General features: G+C 34.4%; 15 protein-coding genes. 10 read left to right on the top strand and 5 right to left on the bottom strand.

The genetic code is table 11. The features are described from left to right. Positions 1-3: 3 nt before the first annotated feature. The 8 genes from IEV10_RS13410 (at position 4) to IEV10_RS13375 (ending at position 11,332) form a co-directional block, all read left to right on the top strand. A complete protein-coding gene (locus IEV10_RS13410) occupies positions 4-1,626 on the top strand; it encodes a pyruvate dehydrogenase complex dihydrolipoamide acetyltransferase (protein WP_188375249.1) in 1,623 nt (540 codons plus the stop codon). A gap of 88 nt (positions 1,627-1,714) precedes the next feature. Further along, a complete protein-coding gene (locus tag IEV10_RS13405; RefSeq protein WP_188375248.1) occupies positions 1,715-2,710 on the top strand; it encodes a M28 family metallopeptidase in 996 nt (331 codons plus the stop codon). Then, positions 2,703-3,386: an SDR family oxidoreductase gene (locus tag IEV10_RS13400; RefSeq protein ID WP_188375247.1), complete on the top strand. Its 684-nt coding sequence runs from the start codon at positions 2,703-2,705 to the stop codon at positions 3,384-3,386. The genes IEV10_RS13405 and IEV10_RS13400 overlap by 8 nt, the downstream gene beginning before the upstream one ends. Next, a complete protein-coding gene (locus tag IEV10_RS13395; protein ID WP_188375246.1) occupies positions 3,387-4,031 on the top strand; it encodes an HAD family hydrolase in 645 nt (214 codons plus the stop codon). Positions 4,032-4,063: 32 nt separating this feature from the next. Beyond that, positions 4,064-8,095: an FG-GAP-like repeat-containing protein gene (locus tag IEV10_RS13390; RefSeq protein WP_188375245.1), complete on the top strand. Its 4,032-nt coding sequence runs from the start codon at positions 4,064-4,066 to the stop codon at positions 8,093-8,095. Between the two features lie 24 nt (positions 8,096-8,119). After that, positions 8,120-8,719, top strand: coding sequence for a SprT-like domain-containing protein (locus IEV10_RS13385; protein ID WP_188375244.1), 600 nt, complete (start codon positions 8,120-8,122; stop codon positions 8,717-8,719). Positions 8,720-8,761: 42 nt separating this feature from the next. Next, positions 8,762-9,844 carry a mannose-1-phosphate guanylyltransferase gene (locus tag IEV10_RS13380; RefSeq protein ID WP_188375243.1) on the top strand — a complete coding sequence of 361 codons (1,083 nt, stop codon included), beginning with the start codon at positions 8,762-8,764 and terminating at the stop codon, positions 9,842-9,844. 3 nt (positions 9,845-9,847) lie between these two features. Continuing rightward, positions 9,848-11,332 (top strand): DUF389 domain-containing protein, encoded by a 1,485-nt coding sequence (locus IEV10_RS13375; RefSeq protein ID WP_188375242.1) that lies wholly within the window; start codon positions 9,848-9,850, stop codon positions 11,330-11,332. Here IEV10_RS13375 and IEV10_RS13370 read toward each other — a convergent pair whose 3' ends face one another. Continuing rightward, the gene (locus tag IEV10_RS13370) at positions 11,333-12,100 is read right to left on the bottom strand and encodes an ABC transporter ATP-binding protein (RefSeq protein WP_188375241.1); all 768 of its coding nucleotides are present in this window, start codon (positions 12,098-12,100) and stop codon (positions 11,333-11,335) included. It abuts the gene before it with no gap. Continuing rightward, on the bottom strand, positions 12,100-12,837 hold the full coding sequence (locus IEV10_RS13365; RefSeq protein ID WP_188375240.1) for an MlaE family ABC transporter permease: 738 nt from the start codon (positions 12,835-12,837) through the stop codon (positions 12,100-12,102). The genes IEV10_RS13370 and IEV10_RS13365 overlap by 1 nt, the downstream gene beginning before the upstream one ends. Positions 12,838-12,948: 111 nt before the next feature. On the opposite strand from IEV10_RS13365, the gene pafA reads away from it, so the two are divergent. Then, positions 12,949-14,622 carry an alkaline phosphatase PafA gene (gene pafA / locus IEV10_RS13360; RefSeq protein ID WP_188375239.1) on the top strand — a complete coding sequence of 558 codons (1,674 nt, stop codon included), beginning with the start codon at positions 12,949-12,951 and terminating at the stop codon, positions 14,620-14,622. Between the two features lie 141 nt (positions 14,623-14,763). Beyond that, positions 14,764-17,166, top strand: coding sequence for a T9SS type A sorting domain-containing protein (locus tag IEV10_RS13355; protein WP_188375238.1), 2,403 nt, complete (start codon positions 14,764-14,766; stop codon positions 17,164-17,166). 52 nt (positions 17,167-17,218) lie between these two features. Here IEV10_RS13355 and IEV10_RS13350 read toward each other — a convergent pair whose 3' ends face one another. The 3 genes from IEV10_RS13350 to IEV10_RS13340 are packed head-to-tail and all read right to left on the bottom strand — an operon-like array spanning position 17,219 to position 19,729. Continuing rightward, positions 17,219-18,058, bottom strand: coding sequence for a glycosyltransferase family 2 protein (locus tag IEV10_RS13350; protein WP_188375237.1), 840 nt, complete (start codon positions 18,056-18,058; stop codon positions 17,219-17,221). A gap of 51 nt (positions 18,059-18,109) precedes the next feature. Further along, complete coding sequence (locus IEV10_RS13345; protein ID WP_188375236.1) at positions 18,110-18,643, bottom strand: class I SAM-dependent methyltransferase; 534 nt, start codon at positions 18,641-18,643, stop codon at positions 18,110-18,112. 27 nt (positions 18,644-18,670) lie between these two features. Next, complete coding sequence (locus IEV10_RS13340) at positions 18,671-19,729, bottom strand: 3-oxoacyl-ACP synthase III family protein (protein WP_188375235.1); 1,059 nt, start codon at positions 19,727-19,729, stop codon at positions 18,671-18,673. Between the last annotated feature and the right edge of the window lie 118 nt (positions 19,730-19,847).

Here is a 19,847-nt window from a genome sequence, read left to right as displayed (position 1 = left end):
GCTATGGCAGAAGTAATTAATATGCCAAGACTTAGCGATACCATGGAAGAAGGTACCGTTGCAACATGGCTAAAACAAGTTGGAGACAAAGTAGAAGAAGGCGATATTTTAGCTGAAATCGAAACAGATAAAGCTACAATGGAGTTTGAATCTTTTCATGAAGGTACATTACTTCACATAGGTGTCCAAGAAGGTGAAACGACTGAAGTAGATAAACTTTTAGCAATCATAGGAGAAGAAGGAGAAGATATTTCTGGTTTACTAAATGGAAATGCTCAAGTTGAAGAATCAGATGCTATTCCTGTAGGAGAAGGCACAGAAACTAATATATCAGATGTCGATTTTGGAACATCTTCGGTCGATATACCTGAAGGTGTCATAGTCGTAACTATGCCGCGTTTAAGTGATACAATGGAAGAAGGTACTGTGGCATCTTGGTTAAAAAATGTAGGTGACGAGGTAGAAGAAGGCGATATTCTAGCCGAAATCGAAACAGATAAAGCTACAATGGAGTTTGAGTCTTTCAATTCAGGGACATTGTTACATGTTGGATTACAAGAAGGTGATTCTGCAAAAGTAGATGCTTTATTAGCTGTAATTGGCCCTGCAGGAACTGATGTTTCAGATGTTGTTAAAAACTTCAAAGTTGCGGCGCCTTCAAAAGATGAGGCTCCTAAGACTGAAAAGAAAGTTGAGGCACCAAAGACTCCAGTAAAAAAGGAAACTCCTGTTAATTCTAATACCGTTGACAAAACTAGTTCTAATGAGCGTGTTTTTGTTTCGCCATTGGCAAAAAAAATGGCAGAAGAAAAGGGTATTAACTTAAGTCAGGTTAACGGTTCTGGAGAAAATGGTAGAATTATTAAACGAGATATTGAGAACTTTACACCTTCTGCTGCTGCGACATCTTCAGCACCAGTTGCTAAATTTGTTGCTACAGGACAAGAAGACTTTGATGAGGTAGCAAACAGTAACATGCGTAAAGCCATAGCTAAGAACTTGGCTAAGTCTAAGTTTACTGCGCCACACTATTATTTAAACGTAGAGTTTGATATGGATAATGCTATAGCATTCCGTACACAATACAACTCTATTCCGGATACAAAAATTTCATTTAATGATATGATTGTTAAGGCATGTGCCTTAGCATTGCGTCAACATCCACAGGTTAATTCTCAGTGGTTTGATGATAGAATGCGTTTAAACAATCATGTTCACATAGGCGTGGCTGTAGCTGTAACTGATGGATTAGTTGTTCCTGTAGTACGTTTTGCAAATGAACAGAGTTTACCTCAAATAGGCGCTGCTGTTAAAGATTATGCCCGAAGAGCCAGAGATAAGAAATTAACGCTTGACGAAATGGAAGGCAGTACATTTACGATATCTAATTTAGGGATGTTTGGTATTGAGAGTTTTACATCTATTATCAATCAACCTAACTCGGCAATTCTGTCTGTTGGTGCAATTGTTCAAAAGCCAGTTGTTAAGAACGGTCAAGTTGTTGCAGGTAACACAATGAAATTAACTTTGGCTTGTGATCACCGAACTGTGGATGGTGCAACAGGCGCACAATTTCTTCAGACTTTAAAAGGATATATAGAAAATCCAATAACAATGCTAGTCTAAGCTAGTAATTATATCTAGTAATATTTAAACCTGATTTGAATTTATTTCAATTCAGGTTTTTTTATCTTTAAGACTTAAAATATTTATTATGAAAAGATACAATACATTGCTATTAATCTCTTGTTTAATTATCACGTCTTGTGTATTTAGAACCAAGGGTAATAATGGTGCTAATGGCAAATCTGGTAATGAAGTTGCTAAAGCAGAAAAAATAGAAATCAAAGCTATTGATATTCAGAAAAGTATGGAGTATTTAGCGTCTGATGAGTTAGGAGGAAGAGCAACAGGAAGCAAAGGGATAGAAAAAGCTGCAGTTTTTATTGAGAATTATTTTAAAAAAAATAATATTAAACCTTATTTCGAAACCTATAGAGATACATTTAAACTTGGTGAGCTTACAGGTTATAATGTGGTAGGTGTCATTGAAGGCAATGATCCAAATTTAAAAAATGAGTTTGTCATTTTAGGTGGTCATTACGATCATATAGGTAAAGGTAAAGAAGTTGATGGCGATACTATTGCTAACGGTGCTAATGACGATGCCTCAGGAACAATTGCAGCAATGGAGTTTGGAAGGTATTTTTCAAAGTCTAAGACGAATAAACGCAGTATCCTGATTACACTTTATTCTGCCGAAGAAATGGGATTAAAGGGCTCCGCACATTTGGCAAAACGATTAAAGGAACAAGGTTTAGATGCCTATACAATGATAAATTTTGAAATGATTGGAGTGCCTAGAGCAGCAGATAAATCTATGGCATATATGAGTGGTTATAATCGTTCTAACTTTGCCACAACTTTAAATACGTATGCAGGTGAAGAGGTTGTTGGATTCTTTCCAAAAGCTAAGGAGTTTCAATTATTTTTCAGGTCAGATAATTTTCCATTTTTTAAAGAATTAAATATGCCAGCACATGCTATTTCTACTTTCGATTTTACAAATTTTGAATATTATCATCATGTAGATGATGAAGCTGATAAAATGGACTACAATCATATGGCCAGTTTTATTAATAAAATGATTCCTGCGTTAGAAGGTATGATGAACGCTGCAACCAAGGAAGTAGTCTTAAGCGATGAGTAAGTACATAATTATTACAGGAACAAGTCGAGGTATTGGTTTTGAATTGGTACAACTTTTCTCAAAGGCAGGTCATAAGGTCTTGGCATTATCTAGAAATGATGAGCCAGTTAGTAATTTAAATCTCAAGAATGTAACGTCGTTTCCTTTTGATTTAAGCCAAGAAGTCAATTATCAAAAAGTAGTGACATTTATTCGCAATGAGTGGCAACATGTTGATATTTTAATCAATAATGCAGGTAAGCTACTTAACAAGCCTTTTGCTGAGACTTCCTTCTCTGATTTTACTAAGGTGTATCAAACAAATGTTTTTGGTGTTTCAGAAATGATAAGAACTGTATTGCCATTTATGAAGAGTAATGGACACGTAGTGACCATTAGTTCAATGGGAGGCATCCAAGGTAGTATGAAATTCCCAGGATTAGCAGCATATAGCTCTAGTAAAGGTGCTGTAATTACTTTAAACGAGTTGCTAGCTGAAGAATATAAAGAAACAGGGCCGCAATTTAATATATTAGCTTTAGGTGCAGTACAAACCGAAATGCTAGAAGAAGCATTCCCAGGTTATAAAGCACCAACAACAGCGTTAGAAATGGCTGAGTATGTTTTCAATTTTTCTTTAAGTGGCAATAAGTACTATAATGGAAAAACCCTTCAAGTGTCAAACTCTACACCTTAAATGTCCAAATACAAGTGTATCATTTTTGACTGTGATGGAGTTCTTGTAGACAGTGAACCTATTGGAAATAAAGTACTGGTAGACATGTCTAATGCGTTAGGCTCTAATATTAATTTAGACTATGCTTATAATCATTTTAAAGGCAATTCGATACAGGCTGTTGTAGCTCATATTTCTACAATAATAACTAAACCATTACCTCATGATTTTGTTGAAGAGTACAGAAGACGCTCTTATGAAGCTTTCAAATCAAATATTAAACCTGTAGAAGGTGTAAAAGACGTTGTTAACAACTTAAAAATCCCCTTTTGTGTAGCTTCAAGTGGTCCAGAAAAGAAAATTAAACTCAATTTAAAATTAACAGGATTGCTCCCATATTTTGAAGGTAAAATTTTTAGTTGTTATGCAATACAAAAGTGGAAACCAGAACCAGATATATTTTTACTTGCGGCAAAAACTATGGGTTTTGAACCAAGTGAGTGCTTAATCATTGAAGATAGTTTTACAGGTGTCCAAGCAGCAAAAAATGGAGGTTTTGATGTCTTTGCTTTTTTTGCAGATGATTATAACGATGAATTGTCGCAAATCTCCGATAAACACTTTGATAATATGTTAAATCTCCCTTCGTTGTTAACAGAAAATTAAGAGTAATTTCTATATTAGCAAAAAAGAAATTTATGCTAAGAAAATTACTCAAAAACTATGTTATTATTCTTATGATTTTGGGTTTTTCAATCCAGAGCCTATATAGTCAAACTTTTGATAGAGTAGAAGATATTACAGGTCTTGGTATCCTAGAAGAAAATAATGGAGTAGCCGTGGCCGATTATGATGGTGATAACGATTTAGACATTTTCGTGGTTGCTAGAGCAAAGGATAATACAGATAGTCCAAAAACATTAAGCCGTTTGTTTAGAAACAACAACGATGGTTCATTTACTGATGTTACAGAAATAGCAGGCCTAACAGAGTTGCTTTCTCAGGATGAAGGTGGTGCGGACTGGTCTGGTTTAGAAGGTCAAAAAAGTGGCGCATCTTGGGGAGATTATAATAATGATGGCTTTCCAGATTTGTTTTTGACCTATTCTTTTAAAGTACAATTATTTCGAAATCTTGGAAACGGAACATTTGCAAATTTAACGTCTATTGCAGGTTTTGATACTTTAAATGATTGTAGAAATACTGGTGCAACGTGGTTTGACTATAATAATGACGGGCTGTTAGATATTTATATTAACGATTGGGACGAATGCGATAGCAATCAACTATTTCGCAATAATGGTAACAATACCTTTACTGATGTTACAGTATCTACAGGTATTCAGGCGCAGTCTGGTTTAGCAAGTTATACAGCTTTGCCATTCGATTTTAACGAGGATGGCTTTATGGATTTGTATATTTCAAATGATTTCGATGAGCCTAATGATTTGTACATAAATAATAACGCTACAAGTTTTACGAATCAAGCGGGAACTTATGGTGTAAATACCATGGGAGATGACATGGGTATTACTATCGGTGATTACAATAGAGATGGCTATTTTGATTTATTTATTACAGCAATTGACGATAATTTTTTATTAACCAATAATGGTGATAATACATTTACAGAAAATGCGGACACTTTTGGCTTAGGGAATACGTTATGGGCATGGGGAACCCGCTTCTCTGATTTTGATTTAGATGGAGATGAAGATTTATATGTTGTTAATGGCTATGAGTTTGAAGATAGAAGTGTAGAACCTAACTTCTATTTTAGAAATCTAAATGCTCAAGGTCAAAACGCATTTGAAGATGCATCACAGTCTTTAAATCTTAATGAACAAACAATTAGTGTTGAAGCTATAGATTGGGATTATGACAATGATGGTGATATAGACTTATATGTAACTAATAATGATGGACCTTCTTTTTTATACGAAAACAGAACTTTAGACTTCGATGATGTAAACCCTGCATTGAATTGGTTTAAGTTAGAATTACAAGGCACAGTCTCTAATCGTGATGCAATTGGTACAATTGTAAGGTTGTCTACTGCTGATGGTACATTAATAAGATACAAATCTGGAGTTGGATTTTTGAGCCAAAGCTTAATGCCTTTACATTTTGGATTGGATGATGAAACATCCATAACATCTATAGAAATAACTTGGCCTTCAGGATTAGTAGAAACTCATAATAATGCTGTGGTTAATGCTACAATGTTAGCTGTTGAAGGAGGAAGTTTAACAAATCTAAACATTCAACCAAGCGAAAAAGTATATGGATGTACAGATCCAGTTTCCTGCTCCTACAATCCTCAAGCCACTTTAGATGATGACAGTTGTACCTATATAGACGCTCAAGTAATTGTAGGGGCAACAAGTGCAGCATTTTATTCTAGTCAAACATACTCTTACAACATTGGAGGAAATTCAACAGCAGTTTGGTCAGTTAGCGGTGGGCAGATATTAAGTGGACAAGGTACTAACGCGATTACAGTACATTGGGAGTTAGAATCAGAAGGTAGAGTGTCTGTAATAGAATCTGATGATCAATGTTCTAGTTTAGAAGCTTCAATAAATGTTGAGTTAAATGCAACAGATTTGCCAGAGAATATTTCAATTGCTAGATTATGGAATGAAGTATTGTTAAGTGCCATCCGAGGCGATTTTGCAAGACCAACAGTGCATGCTAGGAATTTATTTCATACGAGTGTAGCTATGTATGATATTTGGGCAATTTATGATGACCAGGCAGGGCCATACTTAATAGGTAACGAGGTTAAAGGGTTTTCTAGTGAACTTGTAGATTTTATTCCAATTAATTCAAATGAAGAATCTGTTAATGAAGCCATAAGTTATGCCATGTATCGATTGCTATCATATCGATTTCAGAATTCTCCCGGAGCAGAATCCAACCAAGAACGTATCGATTTATTGATGGAAAAATTAGGTTATGAAACTTCACTAACTTCTGTTTTATATGAGTTTGGAAATGCTGCAGCATTAGGAAATTATGTGGCACAAACAATCATAGATTATGGGTTACAAGACGGTTCACGTGAGAGTACGGGATTTGATAATGCATTTTATCAGCCAGTTAACCAAGCATATAACCTAGAACTTCCTGATAATCCACCAGTAGTTGATCCTAATAGATGGCAACCTTTAGGCTTGGATACATTTATTGATCAGGGTGGAAATGTAGTTGAAGGTAATGTTCCTGAATTTTTAAGCCCAGAATGGGGAAATGTAAATGGTTTTGCTTTAAAAGAAGAAGATGTAACCGTATTTAATAGAGATGGAGATAGCTATCGTGTTTTTCATAACCCGATAACTCCTCCACAAATAAATACTACAGTTGAAGATACTGAAAGCGAGCAATACAAATGGGGCTTTTCTATGGTGTCTTCATGGCAATCGCATTTAGACCCAAGTGATGGTGTTATGTGGGATATTTCACCAGGAGCTATTGGTAATACAGATATTGCTGATTTCCCAACAGCTTTTGAAGATTATCCATCGTTCTACAATTTTGCAGAAGGTGGAGATATAGGTACAGGTCATGCTATAAATCCAAAAACCTCTGCGCCATATGTTACTAATATGGTGCCTCGTGGTGACTATGCAAGAGTTTTAGCAGAATTCTGGGCAGATGGTCCAGATTCTGAAACACCTCCAGGACATTGGTTTACAATATTGAATTACGTTAACGATCATCCACAATTTGAAAAGCGTTTCCAAGGCCAAGGTGATATTTTAAAAGCCTTAGAATGGGATGTAAAGGCCTATTTTATTCTTGGTGGAGCAATGCATGATTCAGCTATAGCAGCATGGAGTGTTAAAGGTTGGTATGATTATATTAGGCCTATATCTGCTATACGTTATATGGGTGATGAACAAGGCCAGAGTTCCGATGAGGCTTTACCTAATTATAGTCCTTCAGGTTTTGAATTAATTTCAGGATTAATAGAGTTAGTTGAAGCAGGAGATCCATTAGCTGGTTTCTTTGGTCAAAACATTGGAAAAGTAAAATTATATACGTGGCGAGGTCATGATTTTATTAATGATCCTGAAGAAGATGTCGCTGGTGTTGGTTGGATTTTAGCTGAAGATTGGTACCCTTACCAACGCCCCACATTTGTTACGCCACCATTTGCCGGATATGTGTCAGGACATTCTACATTTTCTAGAGCAGCATCAGAGATATTGACTAAACTTACAGGAGACCCGTTTTTCCCAGGAGGAATAGGTGAGTTTGTGGCTAAAAAGGATGAATTTTTAGTCTTTGAAAAAGGGCCTTCTGTTGATGTAGTATTACAATGGGCGACCTACAGAGATGCATCAGACCAAACAAGTTTGTCTCGTATTTGGGGAGGAATCCATCCGCCAGCAGATGATTTACCTGGTCGTTTTATTGGTCAGAAAGTTGCAGATGATACATTTGATTTTGCGTTGCCGTACTTTCAATCATCGTCAAACCCTAATACTACTGCGGAACAAATCATCTATCCTAACCCAACTAACGATCAGCAGTTTTTTATAACGAGTACCGCTATAGATGATGTCATTGAAGTATTTGATATTCGAGGAAGAATGATAGATATTATAGCTTCTGATTATGATGAAGATAGTGGTATAACTCGTATTAGGTTAAATAATGCCGTAACAGGTCTTTATGTGCTTAGAGTTAATGGAAATTCAAAAATGGTTGTAGTTACTAAGTAAGGCAAAAGTCAAAACTTTGGGTAGATGCAAAAAACACTTTTTCAATATATTCCTCAAGAAGCAAAATTTTTAATTCAAGATTTAATCAGTACTGATAACCTCGTCGTCAAAATAAAAGGCGAACGCAAAACCAGACATGGTGATTACAGGATGTTACCTAATGGAAAACATCAAATCACTGTAAACTCTAATTTAAATCCTTATCGATTTTTAATTACTTTGATTCACGAAATTGCTCACTTAGAGTCATATCAAAAGTATGGACGTTTTATAAAGCCTCATGGGAAGGAATGGAAACGTACTTTTCAGCATTTAATGTTGCCTTTTTTGCGGCCAGAAATATTTCCAAATAATCTATTGCCTCTACTAGCTAAGCATTTTAAAAACCCAAAAGCTTCAAGTGATACAGATACAGATTTAGCATTGGCGTTAAAACAATATGATGAGGAAAACGACAAAACCTTTATTTTTGAGATAGAGGAAGGTGTAACATTTAAGTTGTACAATGGACGTATATTTAGGAAGGGTGTAAAACGCAGAAAACGTTATGAGTGTTTAGAGTTAAGCTCAGGAAAGTTATATTTGTTTAACCCAAATGCTGAAGTTGAGTTGTTAGAGGAATAATTATCTACTAAAACTCATAGAGTAATGGGAAAAATCAATTTGATGAAAAATAAAGATTACTACGCTATCTTAATGGCTGGTGGTGTTGGCTCACGTTTTTGGCCAGTAAGCACTCAAGATTTTCCAAAACAGTTTCACGACATGCTAGGAACTGGGGATACACTTATTCAGAAAACGTTTAATCGTTTAGCCTCACTAATACCAGAGGAGAACATATTTATACTTACCAATGAGCGTTATAATGATTTAGTATATAGGCAATTACCAAGTGTTACAAAGCGGCAAGTTGTTTTAGAGCCTGCAATGCGTAATACAGCACCATGTATATTATATGCGTCTCTTAAAATACATAAAGAAAATCCCGACGCAGTAATGATTGTTGCTCCAAGTGATCATTGGATAGAAGATGAGAATGCTTTTACACAAAATGTAAGACAAGCCTTTGAGTATTGCTCAAATAATGATGCTTTAATGACTTTGGGTATTACACCTACATTTCCTAATACAGGTTATGGTTATATAGAATATGATAAAGATTCAACTTCAAATATAAAATCTGTAAATCAGTTTCGAGAAAAGCCAAACTATGACACTGCTAAGTCATTTTTAAGTCAAGGTAATTTTCTTTGGAATGCAGGTATTTTTATGTGGAGTGCAAAAACAGTGATTTCCGTCTTTCAGAAAAATCAGCCAGAGTTATATCAACTTTTTGAAGCAGGCATATCTGTCTATAATACCGAAAATGAATATGATTTCATTAGTAACAACTACGGTAAAGCAGAAAATATTTCTGTAGATTATGCCATCATGGAGAAGAGTAAAAATGTATATGTAATTCCAGCCACTTTTGACTGGAACGATTTGGGAACTTGGGGGAGTCTTTACGATAAACTTGAAAAAGATAATACAGGTAATGCTGTAGTTAATGCAAAGACATTAACTACTGACGCTTCTGGAAACATGATACGTACTAAACATAATAAAGTTGTAGTTGTAGATGGTCTTGAAGATTACATCATTGTAGATAAAGACGAAGTTTTACTTATCTTTCCTAAAACAAAAGAACAAGATATAAAAAAGGTACTCCAATCTGTAAAAGATAAATTTGGAGAACAATACGGTTGATTTATGAGTGAAGAAAATAAATTTAATTTCTCAGAGGAAGAACAAAAACAGCAGGTTAATAAAGACAAAGTTGTTGAAGAAAAAAAAGAAGCAGTAAAGCAAGATGCCAAAGGCTTATTTGCGAGTATTTCTCATTTTCTACACGAGCTTTTAGATTTTAGAGACGATACAGATAGAGATGCCACAATTTTAGCAATAAAAGATGATGTTTCTTTTAAAGGTGCTACGGCATGGATCTTGGTTTGTTCTATAATGGTGGCCTCTGTTGGATTAAATGCTGATTCAACTGCTGTTGTCATAGGAGCCATGCTTATATCTCCATTAATGGGACCAATTTTAGGTATTGGTATGTCTATCGCTCTAAATGATATAGATACTTTAAAAAAGTCATTAATAAACTTAGCTACAATGATAGTGTTAAGTTTATTAACGGCATTTTTATTCTTTAGATTCTTTCCGTTAGGCGGAAAAGAAACTTCCGAACTTTTAGGAAGAGTTGCTCCAGATTTAAGAGATGTACTTATTGCATTTTTTGGAGGATTAGCACTTATAATTGCACGAACTAAAAAAGGGACTATAGCTTCTGTGATTTTCGGTGTTGCAATTGCAACTGCCTTAATGCCGCCCCTCTGTACTGCAGGTTATGGTTTAGCTAATGGTAATTGGTCTTATTTTGGAGGCGCAATGAACCTATTTACCATTAACACTATTTTTATTGCATTAGCGACATTTATTGTACTTAAGGTTTTACGTTTTCCAATGTTAAAATATGCCAATTCAGCTAAACGAAGGCGTATAGCCAGATTTGCGGGTTTAGTTGCTATTTTGGTAATGATATATCCAACAATTACATTTATTCAAGTGTTTAAAAAAAGTGGTTTGGTAAATGATTATGAAAACTTTGTAGAAAATGAAGTTAAGTCTAATCGTGAGTTATGGTTTCAAAACGGAACACCAAATTATGATGAGAAAAAAATAACGTTGTATTTTAATGGAGAGGTGCCAGATGCTTCTATTGCTGATTGGAATAACGAAATAAAAGGCTATGACAAGATTAAAGATTTTGAATTAATTATCTCTGGTAATAAAAATCGCAGTTTTGATAAAATCTCTGACGCTTACGATAGAGCCATTTCTGAATTGGATAAAAAAGATTTAATTATATCAGGATTACAAAAACAAGTAAGTGAGTTACAAGAAACGATTTCTGGTTTAAATCAACAGTTAGAAATACAAAACGAATTTGACGATATTGCTTTTTCAAGCTTGGCAAAAGATGCAAAAATTAGATTCAATGATCTAGAATATTTGGGTTATGCCAGAATGTTAGAATCTAAAGATTTTATAAAAATTGATACTATAGATATTGCTAATGTTGTTTGGAAAAATACTCTGAATGATAGTTTAATCGCTATTAAGGAAAAGGAGCTAATACTATGGCTAAAACAACAAATTAAAACGGATTCTGTTGTTGTGCGAAGAAATTAATTATTGATTTTCTTCAATATACATTCGCCTTACTTTTTTAAATAAGTTAGACGAGTAAACAAAGTTAGTAACAGCTTCATTGTCTGTTTTAAAAATGGTGTCTTTAGAACCTTCCCATTCTTTATAGCCATCTTTTAAAAAGACAATTTTTTCACCAATTTCCATAACAGAGTTCATATCGTGGGAGTTAATGACAGTAGTCATTTGATACTCATCTGTAATTTCTTGAATAAGATTGTCAATAACTATTGCTGTTTTTGGATCTAAGCCAGAATTTGGTTCATCACAAAACAAATATTTAGGATTATTTACAATAGCCCGAGCAATTGCAACACGTTTTTGCATTCCTCCAGAAGCTTCACTAGGCATTTTCTTATGCGCATCAGGAAGGTTAACACGTTTCAGTACAAAATCTACACGATCTTCCATTTCGCTCTTACTCTGTTTGGTAAACATTCTTAGCGGGAACATCACATTTTCAGCAATGGTCATAGAATCAAATAAGGCACTACCTTGAAAAACCATACCTATCTGAGCACGTAGGTCTCGTTTTTCATTAGCAGTTAATTCACTCATTACATGCCCTTCATAAGAAATAGCACCTTTTTCATATTCAAAAAGGCCTAAAAGGCATTTCAGAAATACGGTTTTACCTGAGCCACTTTGTCCAATAATTAAGTTGGTCTTGCCTTTTTCAAAAACAGTACTAATGCCTTTCAAAATATGAGCATCTCCAAATGATTTATATAAATTTTTAACCTCTATCATTAACCTAAAAGTAAACTTGTTAAAAAGTAATTTGCTAAAATGATAACAACACTTGTCCACACAAAACTAGTCGTACTTGCTTTACCAACTTCTAATGCACCACCTTTCATAAAATAACCATAAAAGGAAGGTATTGTAGCTAATAAAAAAGCAAATACAAGTGTTTTTATAAAAGCATATACAATGTGAAAAGGAATAAAATCTGTTTGGATGCCTTCAATATAATCTTCTAATGTACCATAACCTCCATAAACACACGCGGCTAAACCTCCTAAAACCCCTAAAAACATAGCAATTGATATGATAAAAGGATAGAGCGATAAAGCTATAAACTTAGGGAATACAAGATAATTAAGAGAATTAATACCCATAACTTCTAGGGCATCTATTTGTTCTGTAACACGCATTGTACCTATACTCGATGTTATAAAAGAACCAACTTTACCAGCCATAATTATAGAAATAAAAGTAGGCGCAAATTCTAATATTATAGATTGTCTGGTAGCAAAACCAACTAGATATTTAGGGATTAATGGGTTAGAGATGTTTAATGAAGTTTGTATCGCTACAACGCCACCAACAAAAAAGGAGATAAAAGCGACTATACCAAGCGAATTGATGATAAGGTCATCAATATCTTTTAGAATTAGGGTTCGCATAACTGACCACTTAGTGGGTTTGCGAAACATGTCTTTAATCATTAAAAAATAGACACCAATATTGTGTAGGTATTTCATCTAATATGTTGTTAATGCTAAATTATGAAAAACTCTTCGTTAAATACTATTTTATTAAATTAACATCTATCTAAAACCGTTATTTTTGTGTTTCAATATTACAGTTAATAAATGAAAAAAGCCATCCTAATTTTCTCAGTTTGTTTTGCATTGATGTCATGTAATGCTCAAAAAGTAGAATCAAGTAACTCTAACGATGTTAGTGTTTCAGAGACTAAAAATCCAAAGCTTATCGTTGGTATTGTAGTCGATCAGATGCGCTACGATTATTTAACTCGATTTTATTTAAAATATGGAGATGGTGGATTTAAGCGTATGGTTAATGAAGGTTTTAATTGTAAGAACAATCACTTTAATTATATACCCACAAAAACGGCAGCTGGTCATGCTTCATTATATACAGGGACAACTCCAAGATACCATGGAGTAATTGGAAACAATTGGTTCGATAAAACATTAAATAAGAGTGTGTATTGTGTTAGAGATGATGCTTATCAATCTGTTGGGACTTCAAGTGCAGACGGTCAAATGTCTCCACACCGAATGACAACTACGACCTTTACAGATGAAAATAGATTGTTTACTCAAATGAGAGGAAAGACTATAGGTATATCTATTAAAGATAGAGGAGCGGTTCTTCCTGCAGGTCATACAGCTAATGCGGCTTATTGGTTTAGAGGAAAAAATGAAGGTGCTTGGATTACTAGTACGTTTTATATGAATGCATTACCGAAATGGGTATCAGATTTTAATGCTTCTGCAGTTGCGAATAATTATTTAAGAACATGGAATACACTATATCCAATTGATACTTACACAGAAAGTGGAGATGACTTAAATAATTTTGAAGATGGATTTAAATCTAAATCAACAGCAACATTCCCATATGATTTAAAAGAATTAAGTAAAGAAAATGGTGGTTATGATATCCTAAAATCGACGCCTTACGGAAATAGTTTGACTACTGATTTTGCTATTGCTGCTATTGAAGGTGAACAACTTGGGAAAGATGATATAACAGATGTTTTAACTATTAGTTTTTCTAGTACTGATTATGTTGGACATAATTTTGGGGTAAATGCAAAGGAGACTCAAGATACATACTTGCGTTTAGATAAGGATTTGGAGCGACTATTCAATGTGCTAGATGCAGAAGTAGGAAAAGGAAATTATACCGTTTTTTTAACTGCAGATCATGGCGCTCCATATGTCCCTGCATTCTTAAATTCTCAAAAGATACCAGGAGGTCTTTTGAACTTCAATGACGTGAAAACCGATTTGAATTCATTATTATATTCAAAACTTAAAGTTCAGGACCTTGTATTAAAAATTAGTAATGAACAAGTGTTTTTAAATCATAAGATAATTGAAAAAAGTAATCTTGATATTAATAGTATTGAAAATATTATTATTAATAAACTACTGGATTATGATTTTGTAAATAAGGTTTTTAAAGGGAGTGTTGTTAATAATTTTGCATTTCAAGATGGTGCAGAATATCTTTTAAAAAATGGATATAATCAAAAGCGTTCGGGAGATATATTAATTGTTATGGAATCTTCAGTATTTTCAGATGGCCCTTGGAATAAAAAAGGAACCGACCATGGTTCAGGATATGCTTATGATACTCATGTCCCTCTTTTGTTCTTCGGAAAAGGAATTAAAAAAGGACATACTTATAGAAAAACAGAAATTACAGATATTGCGCCTACAATGTCAGCACTTTTAGGAATTAGCTTTCCAAACGGAGCTACTGGTATGCCTTTGGGTTTTGTTTTGGATTAAAAACACAAATTATTTTTTATTAAATATAATCTTTACTTTATCTATATAATGAATATAAAACTCTCTGAATGTTAGGTATCTAACATTTTAAAATAAATGTTGAATATACTTTAGTCATAATTAATTAAACCAATATTTATTATGAAAAAAAATCGACATTTAGATTTATCTAAAGGCTATTTACATGGGTGCAAGCTTATGTTTTTTAGCCTTTTTTTGACCTTTTCTCTTAGCGGTTTCGCTCAAGAAGAATCTCGCTCTTTTATTGATGGAGGTTACATCAGTACAGAAGACAATACAACTATATGTGTAGATGGCATACCAGACCCAATTAATGTGAATTTAGAGGGAGAACGAGGAAGACGTATGCAATGGATAATTACTGACGACCAGAACAATATTCTAGCTTTACCTGATTCGCCACCTTTTGATTTAGATGGTGCTGGTCCTGGAGTATGCAGAATATGGCATATCTCTTATATAAGAGTTAGAGGGTTACGAGTAGGCCGTAATTTAGAACGATTGCGAGGTTGGTATGACTTATCTAATTTTATTACAATAATAAGAAACCAACCAGAAGGCGGAACATTAGAAGGCGGTCCGTTTGAGTTTACATCAGTAGGTGATGGTGAGGCAGATAACATTGCTGAGGGCGCAATTACATTATCAGGTAATTCTGGTACTAACTCGGCATGGGTAGTTACAGATAATCAAGGTCTAATTTTAGGGATTCCACCAAATCCATTTGTTGTAGATTTTGATGGAGCAGGTGACGGCACGTGTTTAGTATGGCACTTAAGTTTCGAAGATGGTCTTGAAGGTGCTGTTCAAGGTAATAATGCATTAACAGACTTAGTAGGCTGTTATGATTTATCCAACCCAATAGAAGTTATAAGGGCCTCAAACGGAATAAATGGCGGTACTTTAGAAGGCGGTCCTTTCGAATATTGTGTAGGTGATGAAATTGCGGATAATATTCCTGAAGGCGCTATTACATTGTCAGGAAATTCTGGTCCTAACTCGGCTTGGGTCATTACAGATGACCAGGGTCTAATTTTGGGTATACCACCAAACCCATATGTAGTTAATTTTGATGGAGCAGGCTCTGGAACATGTTTAGTATGGCACTTAAGTTTTGCTGATGGGTTACAAGGTGCAGAACAAGGCAACAATGCCTTAACTGATTTAATTGGAGAATACGATTTATCAAACCCTATATCAGTCATAAGAAGTCAGCCAGAAGGCGGTACTTTAGAAGGTGGACCTTTCGAATATTGTGTAGGCGATGGAATTGCAGACAATATTCCAGAAGGGGCTATTACCTTATCAGGAAACTCAGGCGCTAATTCTGCATGGGTAGTTACCGATTCTGATGGAACAATTTTAGGTATACCACCAAACCCTTATGTAGTAGATTTTGATGGTGCAGGTGATGGGACATGTTTGGTATGGCATTTAAGCTTTGCAGATGGACTTGAAGGTGCTCAGCAAGGTAATAATGCCTTAACAGATTTGGTTGGTTGCTATAGTTTGTCTAATCCTATCGAGGTGATACGAAATCAGCCTGAAGGTGGAACTTTAACAGGTGGTCCTTTTGAATTTACTTCTATAGGTGATGGTGTGGCCGATAATATTCCTGAAGGCGCTATTACATTATCAGGTAATTCTGGAACTAACTCGGCTTGGGTAGTTACAGATGATCAAGGTCTAATTTTAGGTATTCCACCAAATCCTTTTGTAGTTGATTTCGACGTTGCAGGTGATGGCACGTGTTTAGTTTGGCACTTAAGTTTTGAAGATGGTTTGGAAGGTGCTGTTCAAGGTAATAATGCATTGACTGATTTGGTTGGCTGCTATGATTTATCTAATCCAGTTGAGGTTTTTAGAAGTGGTGAGAATGATGTTTGTGATGTCAATGGCGGATATATAGAAGGTGATGGTTTATATTTCTTTTGTGAAGGAGATGATGAACCAGATTATGCTACAGGAATTACATTGTCTAATAATGAAGGCGAAAACTCAGCTTGGGTTATTACTGATGCACAAGGCACAATTTTAGGCTTGCCTCCATCGCCAGATGTAGTTAATTTTGATATAGCTGGACCAGGTGTTTGTCTTATATGGCACTTAAGCTTTTCTGGAGATTTAGAAGGTGCAGCTCAAGGTAATAATGCGTTTACAGATTTATCAGGATGTTATAGTTTGTCAAATCCAATACCAGTATTTAGATTCCCTTCTGGTAGTTTAATTTGTGAACTTATATCGTATTTAGGAAGAACATCTGATATAGAAATTTCAATGTTTCCAAACCCAACTACAGAGCGCGTTAACATTGATTTTTCTAAGGCGAAAACTAAAAATGTTACTGTTAAAATCTATGATTTCTCAAGTGTAGAGCGGTTTAGTCAAGAAGTAAATATCGAAAGGCTAAAAGACAGCATGCTTCCTTTAGATATTAAAGGATTTCAGCCTGGTTATTATTTAGTCAGTATTACTGATGAAGCTAATAATGTTAAGTCTGTAAAGCGATTGCTAATCAAATAGGTAATTTTAAGTTCATTTGCAGAAAAGGCTACTCAAGATGTTGAGTAGCCTTTTATAATTTCAATTTCGAAAAAATGCCTTTCCATCTAATCTTCCGGATATACCGTCCTTCGTCCTTAGTTACTATTCGTTCTTTTCCTTTAAAGTAGCCAAAAATATAGTTGTAGAAAGTTCTAAAACTACGTTTCTTAAATGCTATTTTTAATGCGGAAATTACTGTAATAAAAATGCCATAACGCATTTTATAAAGTGCTTCTCCTTGTAAATATTTTGAAATTTTATTATATGCGTTTCCTGTGGGTTTGAGATGTTTTATTTTTAGGTTATGGTCAGTTTTTACTTCCCAATTATGGTATTTTGCAAGTAAGGTATCAACAGTGTCCCAACCAATAGACTGTTTTAGTCCTCCAATAGCTTCAAAACATGCTTTTCTGTAGGCTTTAAACGGTCCACGCACATGATCTTTATTAGAAATGTTCTCGTAAACCCAATCATTATTCTTTTTTATATATGCCAATCCACCAGCAATGCCAACATTTTTATTTTCAGAAAATATGTTATTTAATGTCTCGAGATAATTTGAAGGTAATATAATATCTGCATCAAACTTGCAGATGATATCGTAATTATGATCTAGTGTTTCAAATCCTTTGTAAAATGCATTTATGACTTTAGCTCCTGGAATATGCTGATTAGAAGAGGTCATATGAATTGAGGACATCCATTCAAATTTATTTTCAAAACGCTCTACAACAGCTTGAGTACCGTCAGATGAATTGTCATTAACCACAACAACTTTACTAGGCAAATGTGTTTGATTAATTAAAGAATCTAATGTTAAGCCAATAGAATCTTCTTCATTATGAGCTGGAATGACAATATAAAATTTCAAACTATAATTTCTTAAACTCAAATCTAATCAAACCGATTTGGAATCTGAAAATTAGTCCTTAGTATTTTTTATGCGTTCAGCATAGACAATATAATATCTTGGTGTAAACCATCGAAGAATAGGTCTAATTCCAATTTTTTTGGTAGGGTTTGTCCATTTTTTTGAAGCTATAATTTTCCAACCCGCTTTTTCTAAAAGCCAATCGAATTGCCAATCTTCAAACTCATGATAATGTCTGTCCCACATATCTGTTTTACTTCGATATGCTGGAGAAAACCATAATCGCATAGGAATACTTGCAACTAACTTGTCTGCTTGAATAGATTTTAATACTGTAAGTGGCGACAATAAATGTTCAAATATTTCGAAAGCAGTTACTACTGTGGCATTAGAATTTTCAATAGTTGAAGTGTCAAAATCTAAATCTTCACCTTTTGTATTTTCGACCTTAAAGTTATGGTCTTTCATTACTTTTGTAAATGGATTTTCGACACCTAAATCCAAAATAGTTTCTTTAGTAGAAATATGAGATTCTAAAAATTCAAGCGTATGCTTATAACGCTTATGCGGAAAATATTTATACATGATAGCTTTCTGTAAACAGAATTACAATTAATATCTGTAAACGATAGCATTAATATGCATGCCAGCGCCAACACTTGCAAAAATAATAACATCACCTTTATTAATCTCGTGATTGTCTAATTTATTATTTCTAATTAAATCAAATAATGTAGGCACAGTAGCAACAGAGCTATTTCCTAGCTTGTGTATACTCATTGGCATAATATCTTCCGGAGCTTTAGCTTTATAGAGTCTGTAGAAACGTTTAATAATAGCTTCATCCATTTTTTCATTGGCCTGATGAATCAATACTTTCTTTACTTCAGAAATATCAATACCACTTTTGTCTAAACAGTCTTTCATGGCTTGGGCTACATTAGTTAAAGCAAATTCGTAAATCTTACGACCATGCATTTTTATGTAGCGCGTGTCAGAGCTGATATCCTTGTTGTTAGATTTTCCAAAAAATAAGTAATACGCTTCATCATACGTGAATGTAGCAGTTTCGTGCGCTAAGATGCCATCTTCTCCGTCTATGGCTTCGACAATACTGGCGCCAGCACCATCAGAGTATATCATTGAATCTCTATCATGTTTATCAACAACACGAGATAATGTTTCGCAACCAATAACCAGACATCTTTTAGCCATGCCTGCTTTAATATAGGCTTGTGCTTGTATAACACCCTCTACCCAGCCAGGACAGCCAAATAAAATATCATAGGCAACACATTTAGGATTTTTAATGCGTAAACGATGTTTTATTCTTGAAGCTAGACAAGGCAAGATGTCACTTTGTACTGTGTCGTGTTTAACATCTCCAAAGTTGTGGGCACAGATAATGTAATCTATGGTTTCCATATCTATATTTGCATCGTCAATAGCTTTTTGAGCTGCAAGAAAGCCAAGGTCAGAAGCAGTTAATTGATTGTCTGCGTATCTACGTTCTACAATACCTGTGATGGCTTTAAATTTTTCGACAATAACTTCATTAGGATAATCAATTTTTGAACCATCGGTATTTAGAAATCGATGTTCATGAAAATCTTCATTGCGTTCTATGCTTTCTGGTATAAAGCTTCCCGTTCCTGTTATTTTAATAGTCATTTTGAAAAAATTTGTATTAACTAATTTGCTAAGCTAACTAATTAAATGACTTTCAGGGCTTTTAAATTGTAAATCGGGTTATTTTTTTGATATTCTTAATATTTGCCTTTATTTCTAT

Source organism: Winogradskyella haliclonae (assembly GCF_014635865.1).
GTDB lineage: Bacteria > Bacteroidota > Bacteroidia > Flavobacteriales > Flavobacteriaceae > Winogradskyella > Winogradskyella haliclonae.
This window is presented reverse-complemented; position numbering and strand designations above follow the sequence as displayed.

What these genes read in the sequence shown, in the direction of transcription:
- IEV10_RS13410 (WP_188375249.1), top strand. Translation starts at nt 4, where the DNA reads ATGGCAGAAGTAATTAATATGCCAAGACTTAGCGATACCATGGAAGAA.
- IEV10_RS13405 (WP_188375248.1), top strand. Translation starts at nt 1,715, where the DNA reads ATGAAAAGATACAATACATTGCTATTAATCTCTTGTTTAATTATCACG.
- IEV10_RS13400 (WP_188375247.1), top strand. Translation starts at nt 2,703, where the DNA reads ATGAGTAAGTACATAATTATTACAGGAACAAGTCGAGGTATTGGTTTT.
- IEV10_RS13395 (WP_188375246.1), top strand. Translation starts at nt 3,387, where the DNA reads ATGTCCAAATACAAGTGTATCATTTTTGACTGTGATGGAGTTCTTGTA.
- IEV10_RS13390 (WP_188375245.1), top strand. Translation starts at nt 4,064, where the DNA reads ATGCTAAGAAAATTACTCAAAAACTATGTTATTATTCTTATGATTTTG.
- IEV10_RS13385 (WP_188375244.1), top strand. Translation starts at nt 8,120, where the DNA reads ATGCAAAAAACACTTTTTCAATATATTCCTCAAGAAGCAAAATTTTTA.
- IEV10_RS13380 (WP_188375243.1), top strand. Translation starts at nt 8,762, where the DNA reads ATGAAAAATAAAGATTACTACGCTATCTTAATGGCTGGTGGTGTTGGC.
- IEV10_RS13375 (WP_188375242.1), top strand. Translation starts at nt 9,848, where the DNA reads ATGAGTGAAGAAAATAAATTTAATTTCTCAGAGGAAGAACAAAAACAG.
- IEV10_RS13370 (WP_188375241.1), bottom strand. Translation starts at nt 12,100, where the DNA reads ATGATAGAGGTTAAAAATTTATATAAATCATTTGGAGATGCTCATATT.
- IEV10_RS13365 (WP_188375240.1), bottom strand. Translation starts at nt 12,837, where the DNA reads ATGAAATACCTACACAATATTGGTGTCTATTTTTTAATGATTAAAGAC.
- pafA (WP_188375239.1), top strand. Translation starts at nt 12,949, where the DNA reads ATGAAAAAAGCCATCCTAATTTTCTCAGTTTGTTTTGCATTGATGTCA.
- IEV10_RS13355 (WP_188375238.1), top strand. Translation starts at nt 14,764, where the DNA reads ATGAAAAAAAATCGACATTTAGATTTATCTAAAGGCTATTTACATGGG.
- IEV10_RS13345 (WP_188375236.1), bottom strand. Translation starts at nt 18,643, where the DNA reads ATGTATAAATATTTTCCGCATAAGCGTTATAAGCATACGCTTGAATTT.
- IEV10_RS13340 (WP_188375235.1), bottom strand. Translation starts at nt 19,729, where the DNA reads ATGACTATTAAAATAACAGGAACGGGAAGCTTTATACCAGAAAGCATA.